Origin of the sequence: Pseudomonas sp. FP1740 (assembly GCF_030687165.1) — a bacterium.
Lineage (GTDB): Bacteria > Pseudomonadota > Gammaproteobacteria > Pseudomonadales > Pseudomonadaceae > Aquipseudomonas.
In genome coordinates, this window is the sequence record NZ_CP117461.1 from 4,517,322 (window position 1) to 4,539,727 (window position 22,406).

Consider the following 22,406-nt stretch of genomic DNA (forward strand, 5'->3'; position numbering starts at 1 on the left):
CCCCATGGGTCAGGTAGCTGTAGCCGGAACTCGAACCGTGCTCAGACCACCCAAGACATTCGACACACAGGGCCGTGAATCAACCCACGGTTACGCCGCCGGCTTCCGTGTGCCGGCCGTCAACTGAACCGCAAGGAATCTACAACCAATGACGCGTATTTCCTCTGCCAGCCCGCCGCCACCCGCTGTTGTGCCAGACGTAACACCCTCCGCAGTCGCCTCCATTTCGACTTCAACGACAGCGACACCAGGACCACCCGGGAAGCGTATGGATCGTACGGATGCGAGCGGGGCACCGATCAAACCGGGCAAGTCCTCACAAAAAACTTCGTTGTCCCAGGTGGCCCTTGAGGCGGCCCTTGACCGATCGGGCACATCGCCCAAGAGCGGATTCCAGGACCTTCCCGTGGAGTTGCTACAGGCTATTAGCCGTCAGGTCGCCAGTGGCTCAGCGGGTGATGCGGCCGCGGGGCTGCATGCCCTCATGTTGAGCAACAAGTTTTTAAAGGGGGCGATATTGGCTGAGACGTCGGTCAAGGAGCATTACGAATTTCTGCAACCGTTGATAGGCGCCTTCAAAGCGCTCAAACCCCAACTGCCGATTCATGAGATAAATAGCCACATGCTGACGCTGATGGGGCCTAAACAGCGCCAGGAGCAGGTCGCGGCCGTCCTCGGGTTGGCCGACGAGCTTGAAAAGGCCTGCGCGATCGCCAGGTTGGGCGCCGGGCTGGCGGCTCTCGAACGGCCGCAGCAGGAGGCGCTGGTCACCGCCGCTCTCGGCCTGACCGACGAGAGGCACAAGACCTGGGCGATCAGCGGGTTGGGTGCCGGGCTGGCGGCTCTCGAACCGAGGCAACAGGAGGATCTGGTCACGGCCGCCCTCGGCCTTACCAGCAGCATGAACAAGGCCAAGGCGATCGCCGGGCTGGGTGCCGGGCTGGCGTCTCTCGAACGGTCGCAGCAGGAGGCGCTGGTCACCGCCGCCCTCGGCCTGGCCTACGAGGGGGACAAGGCCGAGGCGATCGCCGGACTGGGCGCAGGGCTGGCGCACCTGAGCGAGTCGCAGCGCGAGGACCTGGTCACCGCCGCCCTCCGCCTGAACGGGTGGGACAAAGCCCAGGCGATCGCCGGACTGGGCGCCGGGCTGGCGCACCTGAGCGAGTCGCAGCGCGAGGACCTGGTCACCGTCGCCCTCCGCCTGAACGGGTGGGCCAAAGCCCAGGCGATCGCCGGACTGGGCGCAGGGCTCGCGCACCTGAGCGAGTCGCAGCGCGAGGACCTGGTCACCGCCGCCCTCGACCTGGCCGACGAGAAGGACAAGGCCAAGGCGATCGCCGGGCTGGGCGCCGGGCTGGTGCACCTGAGCGAGTCGCAGCGCGAGGACCTGTTCACCGCCGCCCTCGGCCTGGCTTTCAGGGGGGACAAGGACAAGGCCGAGGCGATTGCCGGGTTGGGTGCCGGGCTGGCGGCTCTCGAACGACCGCAGCAGGAGGCGCTGGTCAAGGCCACCCTCGGCCTGACCAACGGGGAGCATAAGGCCCAGGCGATCGCCGGACTGGGTGCCGGGCTGGCGGCTCTCGACGGGACGCAGCAGCAGGCGCTAGTTACGGCCGCCCTCGGCATGGCCAACTGGTGGGACAAGGCCCAGGCGATCGCCGGGTTGGGTGCCGGGCTGGTGGCTCTCGACGGGACGCAACAGCAGGCGCTGGTCAAGGCCGCCCTCGGACTGGCCGATGGGTGGCACAAGGCCCGGGCGATCGCCGGACTGGTCAATGGTTATCAAGCTTCGAGGGTTCGTGACTATCTTCGCTGAGGGGCTGGGCTGGGCGATCCCATGACACGCTGATTAATCACTGGGTCCGCGAAGAGGACAACACCCTCCGCGGGTGTCTGGCAAACACCACCCTTCAGGGCTATTTGCGCGACAACGCGGAAATAGCCCTCGCCAGTATTCAGTTCATGACGACCCCATACATTCGCCCCTGCGCTTCATGAGCCAGGGTGATTTCCCCTCGGGTCGGTAGCTGTGACCGGAACTCGAACCGCGCTCAGACCACTCAAGACACTCAACACACAGGACCGTGAATCAACCCACGGTTACGCCGCCGGCTTCCGTGTGCCGGCCGTCAACTGAACCGTAAGGAATCTACAACCGATGACGCGTATTTCCTCTGCCAGCCCGCCGCCACCCGCTGTTGTGCCAGACGTAACACCCTCTGCAGTCGCCTCCATTTCGACTTCAACGACAGCGACACCAGAGCCACCCGAGAAGCGCATGGATCGTACGGATGCGACAGGGACACCGATCAAACCGGGCAAGTCCTCACAAAAAACTTCGTTGTCCTCGGCGATCCTTGAGGCGGCCCTTGACCGATCGGGCACATCGACCAAGACCGGACTCCGGAACCTTCCTGCGGAGTTGCTACAGGAGATTAGCCGTCGGGTCGCCAGTGGCTCAGCGGGTGATACGGCCGCGGGGTTGCATGCCCTCATGTTGAGCAACAGGTTTTTAAACGCGTCGGTATTGAATGGGAAGTCGGTCAAGGAGCATTACCTTTTTCTGCAACCGTTGATAGGCGCCTTCAACGCGCTCAAACCTGACTTGGCGATTCATGAGATAAATAGCCAGATGCTGGCGCTGATGGGGCCTAAACAGCGCCAGGAGCAGGTCACGGCCGTCCTCGGGTTGGCCGACGAGCTTGAAAAGGCCTACGCGATCGCCAGGTTGGGCGCCGGGCTGGCGCACCTGAGCGAGTCGCAGCGCGAGGAGCTGGTCACCGCCGCCCTCGGCCTGGCCTACGACTCGGACAAGGCCCAGGCGATCGCCGGACTGGGTGCCGGGCTGGCGTCTCTCGAACGGTCGCAGCAGGAGGCGCTGGTCACCGCTGCCCTCGACCTGGCCAACGGGGGGGACAAGGCCCGGGCGCTCGCCGGACTGGGTGCCGGGCTGGCGTCTCTCGAACGCTCGCAGCGGCAGGCGCTGGTCACGGCCGCCCTCAGCCTGAAGGGGGGCAAAGCCCAGGCGATCGCCGGACTGGGCGCAGGGCTGGCGCACCTGAGCGAGTCGCAGCGCGAGGACCTGGTCACCGCCGCCCTCCGCCTGAACAGGTGGGAGAAAGCCCAGGCGATCGCCGGACTGGGCGCAGGGCTCGCGCACCTGAGCGAGTCGCAGCGCGAGGACCTGGTCACCGCCGCCCTCGACTTGGCCGACGACTGGGACAAGGCCCCGGCGATCTCCGGGTTGGGCCCCGGGCTGGCGCACCTGAGCGAATCGCAGCGCGAGGAGCTGGTCACCGCCGTCCTCGGCCTGACCATCGGTTTTCTAAAGCCCGAAGCGATCGCCGGGTTGGGCGCCGGGCTGGCGCACCTGAGCAAGTCGCAGAAAAAGGCGCTGGTCACGGCCGCCCTCGGCCTGGCCAACGGGGGGGACAAGGCCCCGGCGATCTCCGGGTTGGGTGCCGGGCTGGCGCACCTGAGCGAGTCGCAGCGCGAGGACCTGGTCACCGCCGCCCTCGGCCTGGCCGACGAGTGGAACAGGGGCAAGGCGATCGCCGGGCTGGGCGCCGGGCTGGCGGCTCTCGACGGGACGCAACAGCAGGCGCTGGTCAAGGCCGCCCTCGGACTGGCCGATGGGTGGCACAAGGCCCAGGCGATCGCCGGACTGGTCAATGGTTATCAAGCTTCGAGGGTTCGTGACTATCTTCGCTGAGGGGCTGGGCTGGGCGATCCCATGACACGCGGATTAATCACTGGGTCCGCGAAGAGGACAACACCCTCCGCGGGTGTCTGGCAAACACCACCCTTCAGGGCTATTTGCGCGACAACGCGGAAATAGCCCTCGCCAGTATTCAGTTCATGACGACCCCATACATTCGCCCCTGCGCTTCATGAGCCAGGGTGATTTCCCCTTGGGTCGGTAGCTGTGACCGGAACTCGAACCGCGCTCAGACCACTCAAGACACTCGACACACAGGACCGTGAATCAACCCACGGTTACGCCGCCGGCTTCCGTGTGCCGGCCGTCAACTGTACCGTAAGGAATATAACCAATGACGCGTATTTCCTCTGCCAGCCCGCCGCCACCCGCTGTTGTGCCAGACGTAACACCCTCTGCAGTCGCCTCCATTTCGACTTCAACGACAGCGACACCAGAGCCACCCGAGAAGCGCATGGATCGTACGGATGCGACAGGGACACCGATCAAACCGGGCAAGTCCTCACAAAAAACTTCGTTGTCCTCGGCGATCCTTGAGGCGGCCCTTGACCGATCGGGCACATCGACCAAGACCGGACTCCGGAACCTTCCCGCGGAGTTGCTACAGGAGATTATCCGTCGGGTCGCCAGTGGCTCAGCGGGTGATACGGCCGCGGGGTTGCATGCCCTCATGTTGAGCAACAGGTTTTTAAACGCGTCGGTATTGAATGGGAAGTCGGTCAAGGAGCATTACCTTTTTCTGCAACCGTTGATAGGCGCCTTCAACGCGCTCAAACCTGACTTGGCGATTCATGAGATAAATAGCCAGATGCTGGCGCTGATGGGGCCTAAACAGCGCCAGGAGCAGGTCGCGGCCGTCCTCGGGTTGGCCGACGAGCTTGAAAAGGCCTACGCGATCGCCAGGTTGGGCGCCGGGCTGGCGGCTCTCGAACGGTCGCAGCAGGAGGCGCTGGTCACGGCCGCCCTCGGTCTGGCCTTCGCCCCGTACAAGGCCCAGGCGATCGCCGGACTGGGTGCCGGGCTGGCGGCTCTCGAACCGAAGCAGCAGGAGGATCTGGTCACCGCTGCCCTCGACCTGGCCGACGGGTGGGACAAGGCCCGGGCGCTCGCCGGACTGGGTGCCGGGCTGGCGTCTCTCGAACGCTCGCAGCGGCAGGCGCTGGTCACGGCCGCCCTCAGCCTGAAGTGGGGCAAAGCCGAGGCGATCGCCGGACTGGGCGCAGGGCTGGCGCACCTGAGCGAGTCGCAGCGCGAGGACCTGGTCACCGCCGCCCTCCGCCTGAACGGGTGGGACAAAGCCCAGGCGATCGCCGGACTGGGCGCAGGGCTCGCGCACCTGAGCGAGTCGCAGCGCGAGGACCTGGTCACGGCCGCCCTCGGCCCGTCCGACGAGGGGCGCAAGGCCAAAGCGATCGCCGGACTGAGCGCAGGGCTCGCGCACCTGAGCGAGTCGCAGCGCGAGGACCTGGTCACCGCCGCCCTCGGCCTGACCGACGAGGGGCACAAGGCCGAGGCACTCGCCGGGCTGGGCGCCGGGCTGGTGGCTCTCGAACGCTCGCAGCAGCAGGCGCTGGTCAAGGCTGCCCTCGGCCTGGCCTTCAGGGGGAACAAGGCCGAGGCGATTGCCGGGTTGGGTGCTGCGCTGACGGCTCTCGAACGGCCGCAGCAGGAGGCGCTGGTCAAAGCCACCCTTAACCTGGCCGATGGGGGGGACAAGGCCAAGGCGATTGTCGGCCTGGGTGCCGGGCTGGCGGCTCTCGACAGGACGCAGCAGCAGGCGCTGGTTACGGCCGCCCTCGGCATAGCCAACTGGTGGGACAAGGCCCAGGCGATCGCCGGGTTGGGTGCCGGGCTGGTGGCTCTCGACGGGACGCAACAGCAGGCGCTGGTCACGGCAGCCCTCGGCTTGGCCGTCAAGGGGCACCAGGCCCACGCGATCGCCGGGCTGGTCAATGGCTATCAAGCTTCGAGGGTTCGTGACTATCTTCGTTGAGGGGCTGGGCGATCCCATGACACGCTGATTAATCGCTGGGTCTGCGAAGAAGGCGACACCCGAGCCTCAAGGCTATTTGCGCGACAACGCGCAAATAGCCCTCGCAGTATTCAGTTCATGACAAACCCATACATTCGCCCCTGCGCTTCATGAGTCAGGGTGATTTCCCCTCGGGTCGGTAGCTGTGACCGGAACTCAAACCGTGCTCAGACCACTCAAGACTCTCGACACACAGACCGTGCGTCAATCCACGGTTACGCCGCCGGCTTCCGTGTGCCGGCCGTCAACTGTACCGCAAGGAATCTATAACCAATGACGCGTATTTCCTCTGCCAGCCCGCCGCCACCCGCTGTTGTGCCAGACGTAACACCCTCCGCAGTCGCCTCCATTTCGACTTCAACGACAGCGACACCAGAGCCACCCGAGAAGCGCATGGATCGCACGGATGCGACAGGGACACCGATCAAACCGGGCAAGTCCTCACAAAAAACTTCGTTGTCCTCGGCGATCCTGGAGGCGGCCCTTGACCGATCGGGCACATCGACCAAGACCGGACTCCGGAACCTTCCTGCGGAGTTGCTACAGGAGATTAGCCGTCGGGTCGCCAGTGGCTCAGCGGGTGATACGGCCGCGGGGTTGCATGCCCTCATGTTGAGCAACAGGTTTTTAAACGCGTCGGTATTGAATGGGAAGTCGGTCAAGGAGCATTACCTTTTTCTGCAACCGTTGATAGGCGCCTTCAAAGCGCTCAAACCTGACTTGGCGATTCATGAGATAAATAGCCAGATGCTGGCGCTGATGGGGCCTAAACAGCGCCAGGAGCAGGTCACGGCCGTCCTCGGCTTGGCCTACGAGGAGGACAAGGCCCGGGCGATCTCCGGGTTGGGCCCCGGGCTGGCGCACCTGAGCGAGTCGCAGCGCGAGGAGCTGGTCACCGCCGCCCTCGGCCTGACCAGCAGCTGGAAGAAGGCCGAGGCGGTCGCCGGACTGGGCGCCGGGCTGGCGCACCTGAGCGAGTCGCAGCGCGAGGACCTGGTCACCGCCGCCCTCGGCCTGACCGACGAGCTTCTAAAGGCCAAGGCGCTCGCCGGGTTGGGCGCCGGACTGGCGTATCTGAGCGAGTCGCAGCGCGAGGAGCTGGTCACCGCCGCCCTCCGCCTGGCCTACGAGGGGGACAAGGCCGAGGCGATCGAAGGGTTGGGCGCCGGGCTGGCGCACCTGAGCGAGTCGCAGCGCGAGGACCTGGTCACGGCCATCTTCGACCTGGCCCCCGGCCTAGCCCCCCAGTGGCCCATGGCCCAGGCGATTGCCGGGTTGGGCGCCGGGCTGGCGCACCTGAGCGAGTCGCAGCGCGAGGAGCTGGTCACCACCGCCCTCGGCCTAAGCAACGAGGGTGACATGGCCTACGCGATCGCCAGGTTGGGCGCCGGGCTAGCGCACCTGAGCGAGTCGCAGCGCGAGGACCTGGTCACGGCCACCCTCGGCCTGGTCGACGAGGGGCCCAAGGGACAGGCGATCGCCGGGGTGGGCGCCGGGCTGGCGCATCTGAGCGAGTCGCAGCGCGAGGACCTGGTCACCGCCGCCCTCGGCCTGACCCACGAGAGGCACAAGACCCGGGCGATCGCCGGACTGGGCGCCGGGCTGACGGCTCTCGAACGCTCGCAGCGGCAGGCGCTGGTCAAGGCCACCCTCGGCCTGACCAACGGGGAGCATAAGGCCCATGCGATCGCCGGACTGGGCGCCGGGCTGGCGGCCCTCGAAGGGTCGCAGCAGGAGGCGCTGGTCACGGCCGCCCTCGGCCTGACCATCAAGGGGGACAAGGCTAAGGCGATCGCCGGGTTGGGTGCCGGGCTGGTGGCTCTCGACGGGACGCAACAGCAGGCGCTGGTCAAGGCCGCCCTCGGACTGGCCGATAGGTGGCACAAGGCCCGGGCGATCGTCGGACTGGTCAATGGTTATCAAGCTTCGAGGGTTCGTGACTATCTTCGTTGAGGGGCTGGCCGATCCCAGGCGAGGACACGCCGGTTAATCACTGGGTCCGCGAAAAGAACGACACCCTCCGCGGGTGTCTGGCGAACACCGACCCTCAAGGCTATTTGCGCGACAACGCGCAAATAGCCCTCGCCAGTATTCAGTTCATGACGACCCCATACATTCGCCCCTGCGCTTCATGAGTCAGGGTGATTTCCCCATGGGTCGGTAGCTGTGACCGGAACTCAAACCGTGCTCAGACCACTCAAGACTCTCGACACACAGACCGTGCGTCAATCCACGGTTACGCTACCGGCTTCCGTGTGCCCGGCCGTCTCCAATAAGGGTCTATATCGATGAAACTCTCTATTTTAAGCTGCTGCTGGTCACCCGGCCCTGTGGAGGTAGACACGACACCCTCTGCAGTCGCCCCCATTTCGACTTCAACGACAGCGACACCAGAGCCACCCAAGAAGCGCATGGATCGCACGGATGCGAACGGGGCACTGATTCAGGCGGGCAGCGCCTCACAAAAAACTTCGTTGTCCCAGGTGGCCCTTGAGGCGGCCCTTGATCGATCGGGCACATCGCCCAAGAGCGGATTCCAGGACCTTCCCGTGGAGTTGGTACAGGCTATTAGCCGTCAGGTCGCCAGTGGCTCAGCGGGTGATGCGGCCGCGGGGCTGCATGCCATCATGTTGAGCAACAAGTATTTAAAGGCGTCAGTATTGGCTGGGAAGTCGGTCAAGGAGCATTACCTTTTTCTGCAACCGTTGATAGGCGCCTTCAAAGCGCTCAAACCCCAGCTGCCGATTCATGAGATAAATAGCCAGATGCTGGCGTTGATGGGGCCTAAACAGCGCCAGGAGCAGGTCACGGCCGTCCTCGGCTTGGCCTACGACTGGGAAAAGTCCATGGCGATCGCCGGGTTGGGCCCCGGGCTGGCGCACCTGAGCGAGTCGCAGCGCGAGGACCTGGTCACCGCCGCCCTCGGCCTGGCCTACGACTCGGACAAGGCCGAGGCGATCGCCGGACTGGGCGCCGGGCTGGCGCACCTGAGCGAGTCGCAGCGCGAGGCGCTGGTCACCGCCGCCCTCTGCCTGACCAACGAGCTTCTAAAGGCCAAGGCGCTCGCCGGGTTGGGCCCCGGGCTGGCGCACCTGAGCGAGTCGCAGCGCGAGGAGCTGGTCACCGCCGCCCTCGACCTGGCCGACGGGTGGGACAAGGCCGAGGCGATCGAAGGGTTGGGCGCCGGGCTGGCGCACCTGAGCGAGTCGCAGCGCGAGGACCTGGTCACCGCCGCCCTCCGCCTGGCCCCCGGCCTGGCCCCCGAGTGGCCCATGGCCCTGGCGATTGCCGGACTGGGCGCCGGGCTGGCGCACCTGAGCGAGTCGCAGCGCGAGGAGCTGGTCACGGCCGCCCTCAGCTTGGCCGACGAGAAGCACAAGGCCCGGGCGATCGCCGGGTTGGGCGCCGGGCTGGCGCACCTGAGCGAGTCGCAGCGCGAGAACCTGGTCACGACCACCCTCGGCCTGGTCGACGAGGGGCCCAAAGGACAGGCGATCGCCGGACTGGGTGCCGGGCTGACGCACCTGAGCGAGTCGCAGCGCGAGGACCTGGTCGCGGGCGCCCTCCGCCTGGCCGACGACAGGCCCAAGGCCCTGGCGATCGCCGGGCTGGGCCCCGGGCTGGCGGCTCTCGAACCGCCGCAGCGGCAGGCGCTGGTCACGGCCGCCCTCGGCCTGGCCGACGACTCGGAAAAGGCCGAGGCGATCGTCGGGCTAGGCGCCGGGCTGGCGGCTCTCGACGGGACGCAACAGCAGGCGCTGGTCAAGGCCGCCCTCGGCCTGACCAGCAACTGGTACAAGGCCCAGGCGATCGTCGGACTGGTCAATGGTTATCAAGCTTCGAGGGTTCGTGACTATCTTCGTTGAGAGGCTGGCCGATACCCTGCGCAAGCTGGCGCCAACCCACAGCCCCAGCCATGACACGCTGATTAATCGCTGGGTCCGCGAAGAAGGCGACACCCGAGCCTCAAGGCTATTTGCGCGACAACGCGCAAATAGCCCTCGCAGTATTCAGTTCATGACAAACCCATACATTCGCCCCTGCGCTTCATGAGCCAGGAGGATTTCCCCATGGGTCGGGTAGCTGTAGCCGGAACTCGAACCGCGCTCAGACCACTCAAGACACTCGACACACAGGACCGTGAATCAACCCACGGTTACGCCGCCGGCTTCCGTGTGCCGGCCGTCAACTGAACCGTAAGGAATCTACAACCGATGACGCGTATTTCCTCTGCCAGCCCGCCGCCACCCGCTGTTGTGCCAGACGTAACACCCTCTGCAGTCGCCTCCATTTCGACTTCAACGACAGCGACACCAGAGCCACCCGAGAAGCGCATGGATCGTACGGATGCGACAGGGACACCGATCAAACCGGGCAAGTCCTCACAAAAAACTTCGTTGTCCTCGGCGATCCTTGAGGCGGCCCTTGACCGATCGGGCACATCGACCAAGACCGGACTCCGGAACCTTCCGCGGAGTTGCTACAGGAGATTATCCGTCGGGTCGCCAGTGGCTCAGGGTGATACGGCCGCGGGGTTGCATGCCCTCATGTTGAGCAACAGGTTTTTAAACGCGTCGGTATTGAATGGGAAGTCGGTCAAGGAGCATTACCTTTTTCTGCAACCGTTGATAGGCGCCTTCAACGCGCTCAAACCTGACTTGGCGATTGATGAGATAAATAGCCAGATGCTGGCGCTGATGGGGCCTAAACAGCGCCAGGAGCAGGTCACGGCCGTCCTCGGCTTGGCCTACGACTGGGAAAAGTCCATGGCGATCGCCGGGTTGGGCCCCGGGCTGGCGCACCTGAGCGAGTCGCAGCGCGAGGACCTGGTCACCGCCGCCCTCGGCCTGGCCGACGACTGGCATAAGGCTCACGCGATCGCCGGGCTGGGCGCCGGGCTGGCGCACCTGAGCGAGTCGCAGCGCGAGGACCTGGTCACCGCCGCCCTCGGCCTGACCGACGAGCTTCTAAAGGCCAAGGCGCTCGCCGGGTTGGGCGCCGGACTGGCGTATCTGAGCGAGTCGCAGCGCGAGGAGCTGGTCACCGCCGCCCTCCGCCTGGCCTACGAGAGGGACAAGGCCGAGGCGATCGAAGGGTTGGGCGCCGGGCTGGCGCACCTGAGCGAGTCGCAGCGCGAGGACCTGGTCACCGCCGCCCTCCGCCTGGCCCCCGGCCTGGCCCCCGAGTGGCCCATGGCCCTGGCGATTGCCGGGTTGGGCGCCGGGCTGGCGCACCTGAGCGAGTCGCAGCGCGAGGAGCTGGTCACGGCCGCCCTCAGCTTGGCCGACGAGAAGCACAAGGCCCGGGCGATCGCCGGGTTGGGCGCCGGGCTGGCGCACCTGAGCGAGTCGCAGCGCGAGAACCTGGTCACGACCACCCTCGGCCTGGTCGACGAGGGGCCCAAAGGACAGGCGATCGCCGGACTGGGTGCCGGGCTGACGCACCTGAGCGAGTCGCAGCGCGAGGACCTGGTCGCGGGCGCCCTCCGCCTGGCCGACGACAGGCCCAAGGCCCTGGCGATCGCCGGGCTGGGCCCCGGGCTGGCGGCTCTCGAACCGCCGCAGCGGCAGGCGCTGGTCACGGCCGCCCTCGGCCTGGCCGACGACTCGGAAAAGGCCGAGGCGATCGTCGGGCTAGGCGCCGGGCTGGCGGCTCTCGACGGGACGCAACAGCAGGCGCTGGTCAAGGCCGCCCTCGGCCTGACCAGCAACTGGTACAAGGCCCAGGCGATCGTCGACTGGTCAATGGTTATCAAGCTTCGAGGGTTCGTGACTATCTTCGTTGAGAGGCTGGCCGATACCCTGCGCAAGCTGGCGCCAACCCACAGCCCCAGCCATGACACGCTGATTAATCGCTGGGTCCGCGAAGAAGGCGACACCCGAGCCTCAAGGCTATTTGCGCGACAACGCGCAAATAGCCCTCGCAGTATTCAGTTCATGACAAACCCATACATTCGCCCCTGCGCTTCATGAGCCAGGGTGATTTCCCCATGGGTCGGGTAGCTGTAGCCGGAACTCGAACCGCGCTCAGACCACTCAAGACTCTCGACACACAGGGCCGTGAGTCAATCCACGGTTACGCCGCCGGCTTCCGTGTGCCGGCCGTCAACTGAACCGTAAGAAATCTACAACCGATGACGCGTATTTCCTCTGCCAGCCCGCCGCCACCCGCTGTTGTGCCAGACGTAACACCCTCTGCAGTCGCCTCCATTTCGACTTCAACGACAGCGACACCAGAGCCACCCGGGAAGCGCATGGATCGTACGGATGCGACAGGGACACCGATCAAACCGGGCAAGTCCTCACAAAAAACTTCGTTGTCCTCGGCGATCCTGGAGGCGGCCCTTGACCGATCGGGCACATCGACCAAGACCGGACTCCGGAACCTTCCCGCGGAGTTGCTACAGGAGATTAGCCGTCGGGTCGCCAGTGGCTCGGCGGGTGATACGGCCGCGGGGTTGCACGCCCTCATGTTGAGCAACAGGTTTTTAAAGGCGTCGGTATTGAATGGGAAGTCGGTCAAGGAGCATTACCTTTTTCTGCAACCGTTGATAGGCGCCTTCAAAGCGCTCAAACCCCAACTGCCGATTCATGAGATAAATAGCCAGCTGCTGGCGTTGATGGGGCCTAAACAGCGTCAGGAGCAGGTCACGGCCGCCCTCCGCCTGACCGACAAGGGGGACAGTTCCATGGCGTTCGCCAGACTGGGCCCCGGGCTGGCGACTCTCGAAGGGTCGCAGCAGGAAGCTGGTCACCGCCGCCCTCGACCTGACCAGCGGGCTTCTAAAGGCCCAGGCGATCGCCGGACTGGCTAATGGTTATCAAGCTTCGAGGGTTCGTGGCTATCTTCGCTGAGGGGCTGACCGATACCCTGCGCAAGCTGGCGCCAATACATCCACTTCTGCGCTTCATGAACAAGGGCGATACCCTCCGCGGGCGCCTGGCGAACACCACCCCTCAAGGCTATTTGCGCGACGACGCGGAAATAGCCCTCGCCAGTATTCAGTTCATGACGACCCCATACATTCGCCCCTGCGCTTCATGAGCCAGGGTGATTTCCCCATGGGTCGGGTAGCTGTAGCCGGAACTCAAACCGCGCTCAGACCACTCAAGACTCTCGACACACAGGGCCGTGAGTCAATCCACGGTTACGCTACCGGCTTCCGTGTGCCCGGCCGTCTCCAATAAGGGTCTATATCGATGAAACTCTCTATTTTAAGCTGCTGCTGGTCACCCGGCCCTGTGGAGGTAGACACGACACCCTCTGCAGTCGCCCCCATTTCGACTTCAACGACAGCGACACCAGAGCCACCCAAGAAGCGTATGGATCGCACGGATGCGAACGGGGCACTGATTCAGGCGGGCAGCGCCTCACAAAAAACTTCGTTGTCCCAGGTGGCCCTTGAGGCGGCCCTTGATCGATCGGGCACATCGCCCAAGAGCGGATTCCAGGACCTTCCCGTGGAGTTGGTACAGGCTATTAGCCGTCAGGTCGCCAGTGGCTCAGCGGGTGATGCGGCCGCGGGGCTGCATGCCATCATGTTGAGCAACAAGTATTTAAAGGCGTCAGTATTGGCTGGGAAGTCGGTCAAGGAGCATTACCTTTTTCTGCAACCGTTGATAGGCGCCTTCAAAGCGCTCAAACCCCAGCTGCCGATTCATGAGATAAATAGCCAGATGTTGGCGTTGATGGGGCCTAAACAGCGCCAGGAGCAGGTCACGGCCGTCCTCGGCTTGGCCTACGACTGGGAAAAGTCCATGGCGATCGCCGGGTTGGGCCCCGGGCTGGCGCACCTGAGCGAGTCGCAGCGCGAGGACCTGGTCACCGCCGCCCTCCGCCTGGCCTACGACTCGGACAAGACCCAGGCGATCGCCGGACTGGGCGCCGGGCTGGCGCACCTGAGCGAGTCGCAGCGCGAGGACCTGGTCACCGCCGCCCTCGGCCTGACCGACGAGCTTCTAAAGGCCAAGGCGCTCGCCGGGTTGGGCGCCGGACTGGCGCACCTGAGCGAGTCGCAGCGCGAGGAGCTGGTCATGGCCGCCCTCGGCCTGGCCCGCGAATGGGACAAGTCCCAGGCGATCGCCGGACTGGGCACCGGCCTGGCGCACCTGAGCGAGTCGCAGCGCGAGGAGCTGGTCACCGCCGCCCTCCGCCTGAACGGGTGGGACAAAGCCCAGGCGATCGCCGGACTGGGCCCCGGGCTGGCGCACCTGAGCGAGTCGCAGCGCGAGGAGCTGGTCACCGCCGCCCTCCGCCTGGCCTACGAGGGGGACAAGGCCGAGGCGATCGAAGGGTTGGGCGCCGGGCTGGCGCACCTGAGCGAGTCGCAGCGCGAGGACCTGGTCACCGCCGCCCTCCGCCTGGCCCCCGGCCTGGCCCCCGAGTGGCCCATGGCCCTGGCGATTGCCGGGTTGGGCGCCGGGCTGGCGCACCTGAGCGAGTCGCAGCGCGAGGAGCTGGTCACGGCCGCCCTCAGCTTGGCCGACGAGAAGCACAAGGCCCGGGCGATCGCCGGGTTGGGCGCCGGGCTGGCGCACCTGAGCGAGTCGCAGCGCGAGAACCTGGTCACGACCACCCTCGGCCTGGTCGACGAGGGGCCCAAAGGACAGGCGATCGCCGGACTGGGTGCCGGGCTGACGCACCTGAGCGAGTCGCAGCGCGAGGACCTGGTCGCGGGCGCCCTCCGCCTGGCCGACGACAGGCCCAAGGCCCTGGCGATCGCCGGGCTGGGCCCCGGGCTGGCGGCTCTCGAACCGCCGCAGCGGCAGGCGCTGGTCACGGCCGCCCTCGGCCTGGCCGACGACTCGGAAAAGGCCGAGGCGATCGTCGGGCTAGGCGCCGGGCTGGCGGCTCTCGACGGGACGCAACAGCAGGCGCTGGTCAAGGCCGCCCTCGGCCTGACCAGCAACTGGTACAAGGCCCAGGCGATCGTCGGACTGGTCAATGGTTATCAAGCTTCGAGGGTTCGTGACTATCTTCGTTGAGAGGCTGGCCGATACCCTGCGCAAGCTGGCGCCAACCCACAGCCCCAGCCATGACACGCTGATTAATCGCTGGGTCCGCGAAGAAGGCGACACCCGAGCCTCAAGGCTATTTGCGCGACAACGCGCAAATAGCCCTCGCAGTATTCAGTTCATGACAAACCCATACATTCGCCCCTGCGCTTCATGAGCCAGGGTGATTTCCCCATGGGTCGGGTAGCTGTAGCCGGAACTCGAACCGCGCTCAGACCACTCAAGACTCTCGACACACAGGGCCGTGAGTCAATCCACGGTTACGCCGCCGGCTTCCGTGTGCCGGCCGTCAACTGAACCGTAAGAAATCTACAACCGATGACGCGTATTTCCTCTGCCAGCCCGCCGCCACCCGCTGTTGTGCCAGACGTAACACCCTCTGCAGTCGCCTCCATTTCGACTTCAACGACAGCGACACCAGAGCCACCCGGGAAGCGCATGGATCGTACGGATGCGACAGGGACACCGATCAAACCGGGCAAGTCCTCACAAAAAACTTCGTTGTCCTCGGCGATCCTGGAGGCGGCCCTTAACCGATCGGGCACATCGACCAAGACCGGACTCCGGAACCTTCCCGCGGAGTTGCTACAGGAGATTAGCCGTCGGGTCGCCAGTGGCTCGGCGGGTGATACGGCCGCGGGGTTGCACGCCCTCATGTTGAGCAACAGGTTTTTAAAGGCGTCGGTATTGAATGGGAAGTCGGTCAAGGAGCATTACCTTTTTCTGCAACCGTTGATAGGCGCCTTCAAAGCGCTCAAACCCCAACTGCCGATTCATGAGATAAATAGCCAGCTGCTGGCGTTGATGGGGCCTAAACAGCGCCAGGAGCAGGTCACGGCCGCCCTCGGCCTGGCCTACGGGTGGGAAAAGTCCGAGGCGATCGAAGGGTTGGCTGCCGGGCTGGCGCACCTGAGCGAGTCGCAGCGCGAGGAGCTGGTCACCGCCGCCCTCGGCCTCGCCTACGAGTGGGACAAGTCCCAGGCGATCGCCGGACTGGGCGCCGGGCTGGCGGCTCTCGACCGGTCGCAGCAGGAGGCGCTGATCACGGCCGCCCTCGACCTGACCGGCGAGGAGGACAAGGCCCAGGCGATCGCCGGGTTGGGCGCCGGGCTGGCGCACCTGAGCGAGTCGCAGCAGCAGAAGCTGGTCACGGCCGCCCTCAGCTTGGCCAAAGACTGGGACAAGGCCCTGGCGATCCGAGGGTTGGGCGCCGGGCTGGCGCACCTGAGCGAGTCGCAGCGCGAGGAGCTGGTCACCGCCGCCCTCGGCTTGGCCCGCGAGTGGGACAAGGCCCGGGCGATCGCCGGGTTGGGCGCCGGGCTGGCGCACCTGAGCGAGTCGCAGCGCGAGGAGCTGATCACCGCCGCCCTCGGCCTGACCGAGGAGTCACCCAAGGCCCGGGCGCTCGCCGGGCTGGTCAATGGCTATCAAGCTTCCAGGGTTCGTGACTATCTTCGTTGAGGGGCTGGCCGATACCCTGTGCAAACTGGCGCCAACCCACAACCCCAAGTCAGGACACGCCGGTTAATCGCTGAGGCCGCGAAAAGGGCGACACCCTCCGCGGGTGTCTGGCAAACACCGATCCTCAAGGCTATTTGCACGACAACGTGGAAATAGCCATCGCCAATATTGGGGTTTGAGGTGCAACGGAATTGCGTCCTACCAACCTCGCTCTGTGCCTTCTTCCAAGGCATCCGCTTCGATAGGCTTCCTGGGGGGCCCCCCGAACACGCTTAACGTGCTTTAAATTCCGTTTTCTGATGCACTTCCATGCTGGTCGTAATCGCTCGCGCCTCCAAAAGTTGGGTGAGTACCGGCAAGGAACGGTTTTCGCCTGAGAGCCTCCAGCCCGGCACCCAACCCGGACGATCGCCATGGACGTGTTCCCGTCGCCGGGCTGGCCGAGGCGGCCGTGACCAGCGCCTGCTGCTGCGATCCTTTGGTCGAACAGGCTCATGACGTTGGCGTTTCAACTCATCCCGAATAGCCAACAGTGTTGTACACATTTGCGTCTTGGCCGTCAGTCGCAGGATTTGAGATCCACCGCTTCTGTCGGCACTGCAACAATGCGTGAAGCCCAGGACGTCAAACGCCTCCGGTCTGTATAAACCTCGCTTCCTACGATTTCTCGCAGCAAAACGACCAAACTCAATCAGTCGTGTTTTCGAGGCATTGGCGTATAACGCCATGCTCCGGATTGCCTTCCAGCGTCGCTTAACAGCATCGGCCTCCCGGATTCCTGATGACGCGGCTCAATGGCAGGCCCATCGGCTTCCCGTGCCCTGGAACCCAACTCGCCCCCAGACCACCCAACAGGCTATGCACGTGGCCGTGGTTTGCATTCGGTCGATCGATCTTTGGCAGGAGACTGCCTGCTACTCGTCCCTAAAGGAGAGAAGAGTGCGCCCCCTTTCCCCATATTCTGCATACCTCGCCAACTTCGCTGCATCGGCCCCGGCTCCCAATGCCACCCTCCCACCCGGAGGCCCTGGCGATTTAGCGCCATTGGAAGTCTCTACGCAATCGGCTTTTGGACCAGATCATTTGCCGAACACCATAGAGGACGTGCAACAGTACCTTCTCGCCGAGTTCACGGGCTCATCGCGCAGAGAGCTCTCACCTTTCTCAAAGGACTATCTGCATTCATTGCCGTCCGAGGACTACGCTCTACCCAACCCAAAGACGGTTGTGCTGGAGAAGTTGAATCGGCAACGGGCTCAGAATAGCTCCGACAGCACGAATTATACCCTCGCGGATATAACACCCGTCGTGACTGACTTACTGCTAACTCGCCACCTGACTTCTGACGACTTCTTCCGCGCGCGCTCACGCTCAGAGGCGCAACTGCGCAATGCTTTGATTCAGAGACGGAGTCCGCAGGACATCTCGGGGTCTCCCCTGCCGTCGGACAGCACGACCGAGAGCCGCGAGACGACGTCGAGCAAGGCCTCACGAGACTCCGATCACTCTGAGCCACACTGGGCACCGCCGCCGCTGCTTGACGAAGGCGCACATCCTTTTGGGCACATTGTGTCCGGAGCCGACGCCGCGTCGGCCCCATCCACCTCAGGCGTTTCCCGCACTCGCAGGGGCAAGGAACGGGCTGCCCCCCCCTATCCATCGTCGACCCAGCCCTCTGGCCCCTCGCGCGCGCTGCCATCCACCGCCCCCACGCGGCGAGTCGGATCATTACTGGCCGAACACCGAACCGTGATGGCGCAACTGCCTGAAAGCCTCTCCTCGACATACCGCTCTAATATTTCACGATTTCTGTACCATCTCGAGCAGCAGAATCAGCGCTGGTCCGCGCTGGCGCCTACTGCGGGCGAAAAGTGCCCAGCAGCGTTGGAGGCGGCGGTTAATACGGCCATTAAGGACCACGGACTTCACAAAAACACGCGTGCGGCACTTAACCATGGCTTCGACTTGGTTCTGCAGACACCTTCCGGTCACGTCCGACTGGCACCTGTGCAGCCCGAACACCAAGCAGTGATGGCGCAACTGCCCAAAACCCTTACCTCGTCATACCGCTCTAATATTTCACGATTTCTGTGCCATCTCGAGCAGCAGGGTCAGCGCTGGTCGGCACTGGCACCTGCTGCGGGCGAAGTGCGCCCAGCAGCGTTGGAGGCGGCGGTCAATACGGCCATTAAGGACCACGGACTTGACACAGGCACACGCGCGGCAATTAACCGGGGTTTCAAGTTGGTTCTGGTAGTACCAGTCCAACTGACACTTGGGCTGCCCGAACACCAAACAGTGATGACGCAACTGCCCAAAACCTTTGACCGGTTGTACCGCTCTAGAATTTTACGATTTCTGTGCCATCTTGAGCAGCAGGGTCAGCGCTGGTCCGCGCTGGCGCCTGCTGCAGGCGAAGAGCGCCCACTAGCGCTGGAGGCAGTGGTCAATACGGCCATTCAGGACCACATACTTCACCCAAGCACGCGCGCGGCCCTTAACCGGGGCTTCAACCTGGCTCTGCTGGCGCCTTCCGGTCGGGTCCGACTGACACCTGGGCTGCCCGAACACCAAACAGTGATGGCGCAACTGCCCGACACCCTTATCCCGAAACAACGCTCTAATATTTCACGATTTCTGTGCCATCTCGAGCAGCAGGGTCAGCGCTGGTCCGCGCTGGCGCCTGCTGCGGGTGGAGAGCACCCAGCAGCGCTGGAGGCGGCGGTCAATACCGCCATTAAGGACCACGGACTTGAGGCAGGCGCGCGCGCGGCAATTAACCACGGCTTCAAGTTGAAACTGAAGGCGCCTTTCAGGCGATAAGGTTTGTGTGACGTCAGTAGAAGGCGACGGTTGTTATTGCTGCAGCTGGTCCTCGAAGGGGGCTCACCAGGGTCATGCCCAGATAAGGGGACATTCAACAGGCTATGCACCTGGCCGTGGTTAGATTCGGTCGAACGACCTTTGGCAGGAGACTGCCTGCTACTCGTCCCCAAAGGAGAAAAGAGTGCGTCCCCTTTCCCCGTATTCTGCATACCTCGCCAACTTCGCTGCATCGGCCCCGGCTCCCAATGCCACCACCCCACCAGGAGGTCCTAGCGATTTAGCGCCATTGGAGGTATCTACGCAATCGGCTTTTGGACCAGATCATTAGGAACGAGCTGCCATCTCGAACCGCAGGATCAGCGCTGGTCCGCCCTGGCGCCTACTGCGGGCGAAGTGCGCCCAGCAGCGTTGGAGACACAGCGGTCAATACGGCCATGCAGCACCATGGACTTAACACAGGCACGCGCGCGGCAATTAACCAAGGCTTCAAGTTGAAGCTGAAGGTGCCTTCCAGGCGATAAAGCTTACGCGATGCTGGTAGAAAACGACGGTCATCGCTGCTGGCTGGTCCTCTACTGCCTTGCAAACAGAGGCCGTAAGAGGATCATGGATCCAGCCCGGCGGGCATAAAAGGCGTCCAACATTTCGGGGGCAGATCAATTTAAGTGGGCATCATTTCAAGCCTTTTAAGCGGATCGTCCATTCAGCCACAACGCCGTTCCTACTCCAAATCCTTCAAGGCGCAGGTCATTCAGGAGTGCGCCCAGCCTGGGGGCTCGATTGATAATGTTGCACTGAGCCACAGACTCAACGCGAACCTCGTCCATAAGTGAATTCGGCTGCAATCGCAGAAAAGTGCCGCCCTGCAAGCGTATCGGCGAGAATGTCAGCGAAATGTAAGCGGCCGGCGAACGCACCTCTCCTCCAATACCAAATTCCAAGGAACTGAATGTATTGATTTGTCACTCATAGGTATCCGCCCGGGTTCAAGGCGAAGTACTTCTGGAGGAAATTTTTATGAAAAAACCCGGTTTCAGTCTTTTTGTTTTGAAGGGGATCGTTGAGCAGAAGCATGTTCTTCCAGCCGAAGCCACATGCCTGAGTTGCAGGCAAGAATGGTTCGCATCCGGCACACATGGTACCTGTAACTTTGAGTGTCCCTACTGTGGTGCTTTCAAGGGCAAGGTCAATGTCAATGTCAATGAATTACACGAGCCGGAAGCACATGATGAAGGCTTCCGATGTCAGTGCGGTGGTGAAAATTTTTTCATCATGCGCAAAAAAAATCAAAAGAGTGGTGCGGTGTACTGCCGAGAATGCGGAACGGAAGCGAAAGGCTGGTTTTAGAAGCGGACGCCCGCCTCTCGTATCATTTGTAGCCCCATTCCGGAAATGAGATCAGGCTGTCATGATCATTTCTATAGCTGCGGACCGGCGACCAATTGTAAGCGTCCGCCGAAGTGACCTTGCGTGCTCAGGTGGGCATCCGCTACGTACTCGCGGCAGACCCACTTCCCACGCACATGCTGCGCCACGGTGAACACGCCCGGCGTGTAATCCAACTTCTCTTTGATGTCCTCACCGATCCGCTGGAGCTGGCAGCCGCAGGCGCATTGGGTGTTGTCTGGTTCGTGATAAATCACGGTACGCGGAAACTGCGCAGGCAAAGGAACACGCTTGCGTGGTTCGGCCGGCGCAGCCGGCGAATTCAATGCTTTCAGCTCGGCTTCGATGGCCGCGATGTCGGTATCGGCAGGTCGTCAAGCAGGCTGCTTTGAGCAGGGCTCAAATGCTCACTGCGCTTGGCAAACTTGTTACGTTTGAACCAGGCGATTTCGTGGGTGAGTTGCTCGATGATGGCTTGGTCGCGGCCGTTTTTCTTGCCCATCCGGTTGACAGACAGATAAGCGCAGTGCGGCTTCGCCGCACCGAACACCGCGTTCACTCTGGCCAGCGCAGTTTCAGTGCCGACACGCATGCCCATGGGCTCGGTGGCGAGCTAGATGGCGTCGATACGAATCATTGAGTGAATCCACGGACAAAGCGGGCGCAGCCTTCAGGATCTCAAGTTGGCCATTTCACTGTGATCGATTGCTCGCCAAGCGGCAGCTCATAATCGCCAACGCTTCCGCCTGCCGTTTGGGCGTAGCTCTCAACGGAACGAAAGCCGGCAACGCCGCTGGCGGCTGGTCTCGGTGAAGCGGTAGCCACTGCGGATAACGTTGGCGTTGATGCCGTGGCTGATGGCAACGTTGAATAGGGTTGCGCCCGATTGCAGGCATTCCTGAATAACCTGGGCCTTGAAGGGCTTCGGGGAAGAGCTTCGTTGGCGCATGGAAATCCTGACGTTAGGGGCTATCGCGTCCGATTAAAATGATCTGACCCCGGAAAGTTGGACATCAACATCGGGGGATGTCATGAAGAAGTACACAGAGCAGACGAAATTGTCGGTTGTTGAAGATTACTGCTCGGGGAGCGCAGGCCACAGAGAGGTCGCGCATCGTCATGGGGTAAATGCTTCATCGCTTCGAAACTGCGGTCACGGATTTCGCCCAACCGATTAAAGAACACGGCCCTGGCCAGCGTATTGCGCTGTTTAGGCCCCATCCGTCAGCATGTGGCTATTCATCTCGTAATCGCCAGGTGGCGGTTTGAGCTCTTTGAAGGCGCCTATCAACGGTTGCAGAAAAAGGTAATGCTCCTTGACCGACTGCTCACCCAATACCGACTCGTTTAAAAACCTGTTGCTCAACATGATGGCGCGCAGCCCCCGGCCGCATCACCCGCTGAACCACTGACGACCCGACGGATAATATCCTGTATCAACTCCACGGGAAGGTCCCGGAGTCCGGTCTTGGGCCGGAGCCCCCCATCGACTTTCCCGTGCCCTGGAACCCAACTCGCCCCCAGACCACCCAACAGGCTATGCACGTGGCCGTGGTTTGCATTCGGTCGAACGATCTTTGGCAGGAGACTGCCTGCTATTCGTCCCAAAAGGAGAAAAGAGTGCGCCCCCTTTCCCCATATTCTGCATACCTCGCCAACTTCGCTGCATCGGCCCCGGCTCCCAATGTCACCCACCCACCAGGAGGCCCTAGCGATTTAGCGCCGTTGGAGGCCTCTACGCAAGCGGCTTTTGGACCAGATCATTTGCCGAACACCATAGAGGACGTGCAACAGCACCGTTCAAACCTTGCTTGCGGCTCGTCGAAGCAATCACCCCCCCAACTCGCCGAGTTCACGGGCTCATCGCGCAGAGAGCTCTCACCCTCCTCAAAGAACTATCTGCATTCATTGCCGTCCGAGGACTACGCTCTACCCAACCCAAAGACGGTTGTGCTGGAGAAGTTGAATC

15 protein-coding genes and 2 pseudogenes are annotated in these 22,406 nt (G+C 63.4%); 14 read left to right on the forward strand and 3 right to left on the reverse strand.

Translation table 11 applies throughout. The annotated features are described in order from the left end of the window. Positions 1-268: 268 nt before the first annotated feature. From PSH69_RS20035 to PSH69_RS20095, 13 genes are all read left to right on the forward strand, one after another. The gene (locus PSH69_RS20035) at positions 269-1,816 is read left to right on the forward strand and encodes a hypothetical protein (RefSeq protein ID WP_305409562.1); all 1,548 of its coding nucleotides are present in this window, start codon (positions 269-271) and stop codon (positions 1,814-1,816) included. Between the two features lie 462 nt (positions 1,817-2,278). Beyond that, on the forward strand, positions 2,279-3,712 hold the full coding sequence (locus tag PSH69_RS20040; protein WP_305409563.1) for a hypothetical protein: 1,434 nt from the start codon (positions 2,279-2,281) through the stop codon (positions 3,710-3,712). A gap of 460 nt (positions 3,713-4,172) precedes the next feature. After that, positions 4,173-5,711, forward strand: coding sequence for a hypothetical protein (locus PSH69_RS20045; RefSeq protein ID WP_305409564.1), 1,539 nt, complete (start codon positions 4,173-4,175; stop codon positions 5,709-5,711). Between the two features lie 432 nt (positions 5,712-6,143). Next, positions 6,144-7,703 (forward strand): hypothetical protein, encoded by a 1,560-nt coding sequence (locus PSH69_RS20050; RefSeq protein WP_305409565.1) that lies wholly within the window; start codon positions 6,144-6,146, stop codon positions 7,701-7,703. 458 nt (positions 7,704-8,161) lie between these two features. Then, positions 8,162-9,616 carry a hypothetical protein gene (locus tag PSH69_RS20055; RefSeq protein WP_305409566.1) on the forward strand — a complete coding sequence of 485 codons (1,455 nt, stop codon included), beginning with the start codon at positions 8,162-8,164 and terminating at the stop codon, positions 9,614-9,616. A gap of 468 nt (positions 9,617-10,084) precedes the next feature. Beyond that, entirely contained in the window at positions 10,085-11,722 is a 1,638-nt protein-coding gene (locus tag PSH69_RS20060) for a hypothetical protein (protein ID WP_305409567.1), read from the forward strand. A gap of 281 nt (positions 11,723-12,003) precedes the next feature. Further along, complete coding sequence (locus PSH69_RS20065) at positions 12,004-12,564, forward strand: hypothetical protein (RefSeq protein WP_305409568.1); 561 nt, start codon at positions 12,004-12,006, stop codon at positions 12,562-12,564. After that, complete coding sequence (locus PSH69_RS20070; protein WP_305409569.1) at positions 12,564-12,794, forward strand: hypothetical protein; 231 nt, start codon at positions 12,564-12,566, stop codon at positions 12,792-12,794. The genes PSH69_RS20065 and PSH69_RS20070 overlap by 1 nt, the downstream gene beginning before the upstream one ends. A gap of 278 nt (positions 12,795-13,072) precedes the next feature. After that, positions 13,073-14,734, forward strand: coding sequence for a hypothetical protein (locus PSH69_RS20075; RefSeq protein ID WP_305409570.1), 1,662 nt, complete (start codon positions 13,073-13,075; stop codon positions 14,732-14,734). A gap of 468 nt (positions 14,735-15,202) precedes the next feature. After that, complete coding sequence (locus tag PSH69_RS20080) at positions 15,203-16,225, forward strand: hypothetical protein (RefSeq protein WP_305409571.1); 1,023 nt, start codon at positions 15,203-15,205, stop codon at positions 16,223-16,225. 1,752 nt (positions 16,226-17,977) lie between these two features. After that, the gene (locus tag PSH69_RS20085) at positions 17,978-19,048 is read left to right on the forward strand and encodes a hypothetical protein (RefSeq protein ID WP_305409572.1); all 1,071 of its coding nucleotides are present in this window, start codon (positions 17,978-17,980) and stop codon (positions 19,046-19,048) included. A gap of 668 nt (positions 19,049-19,716) precedes the next feature. Beyond that, positions 19,717-19,884, forward strand: coding sequence for a transposase (locus tag PSH69_RS20090; RefSeq protein WP_305409573.1), 168 nt, complete (start codon positions 19,717-19,719; stop codon positions 19,882-19,884). Positions 19,885-20,068: 184 nt separating this feature from the next. After that, on the forward strand, positions 20,069-20,398 hold the full coding sequence (locus PSH69_RS20095; RefSeq protein ID WP_305409574.1) for a hypothetical protein: 330 nt from the start codon (positions 20,069-20,071) through the stop codon (positions 20,396-20,398). Between the two features lie 149 nt (positions 20,399-20,547). Here the strand turns inward: PSH69_RS20095 and PSH69_RS20100 are convergent. Both PSH69_RS20100 and PSH69_RS20105 read right to left on the reverse strand, forming a co-directional pair. Then, positions 20,548-20,948 (reverse strand): annotated as a pseudogene (locus PSH69_RS20100) (IS66 family transposase zinc-finger binding domain-containing protein); the annotation flags it as partial. Between the two features lie 255 nt (positions 20,949-21,203). Further along, positions 21,204-21,386 carry a hypothetical protein gene (locus PSH69_RS20105; protein ID WP_305409575.1) on the reverse strand — a complete coding sequence of 61 codons (183 nt, stop codon included), beginning with the start codon at positions 21,384-21,386 and terminating at the stop codon, positions 21,204-21,206. Between the two features lie 82 nt (positions 21,387-21,468). On the opposite strand from PSH69_RS20105, the pseudogene PSH69_RS30325 reads away from it, so the two are divergent. Further along, a pseudogene (locus PSH69_RS30325) lies at positions 21,469-21,531 on the forward strand (hypothetical protein); the annotation flags it as partial. 116 nt (positions 21,532-21,647) lie between these two features. Here PSH69_RS30325 and PSH69_RS20115 read toward each other — a convergent pair. After that, a complete protein-coding gene (locus PSH69_RS20115) occupies positions 21,648-21,806 on the reverse strand; it encodes a hypothetical protein (protein WP_305409576.1) in 159 nt (52 codons plus the stop codon). Between the last annotated feature and the right edge of the window lie 600 nt (positions 21,807-22,406).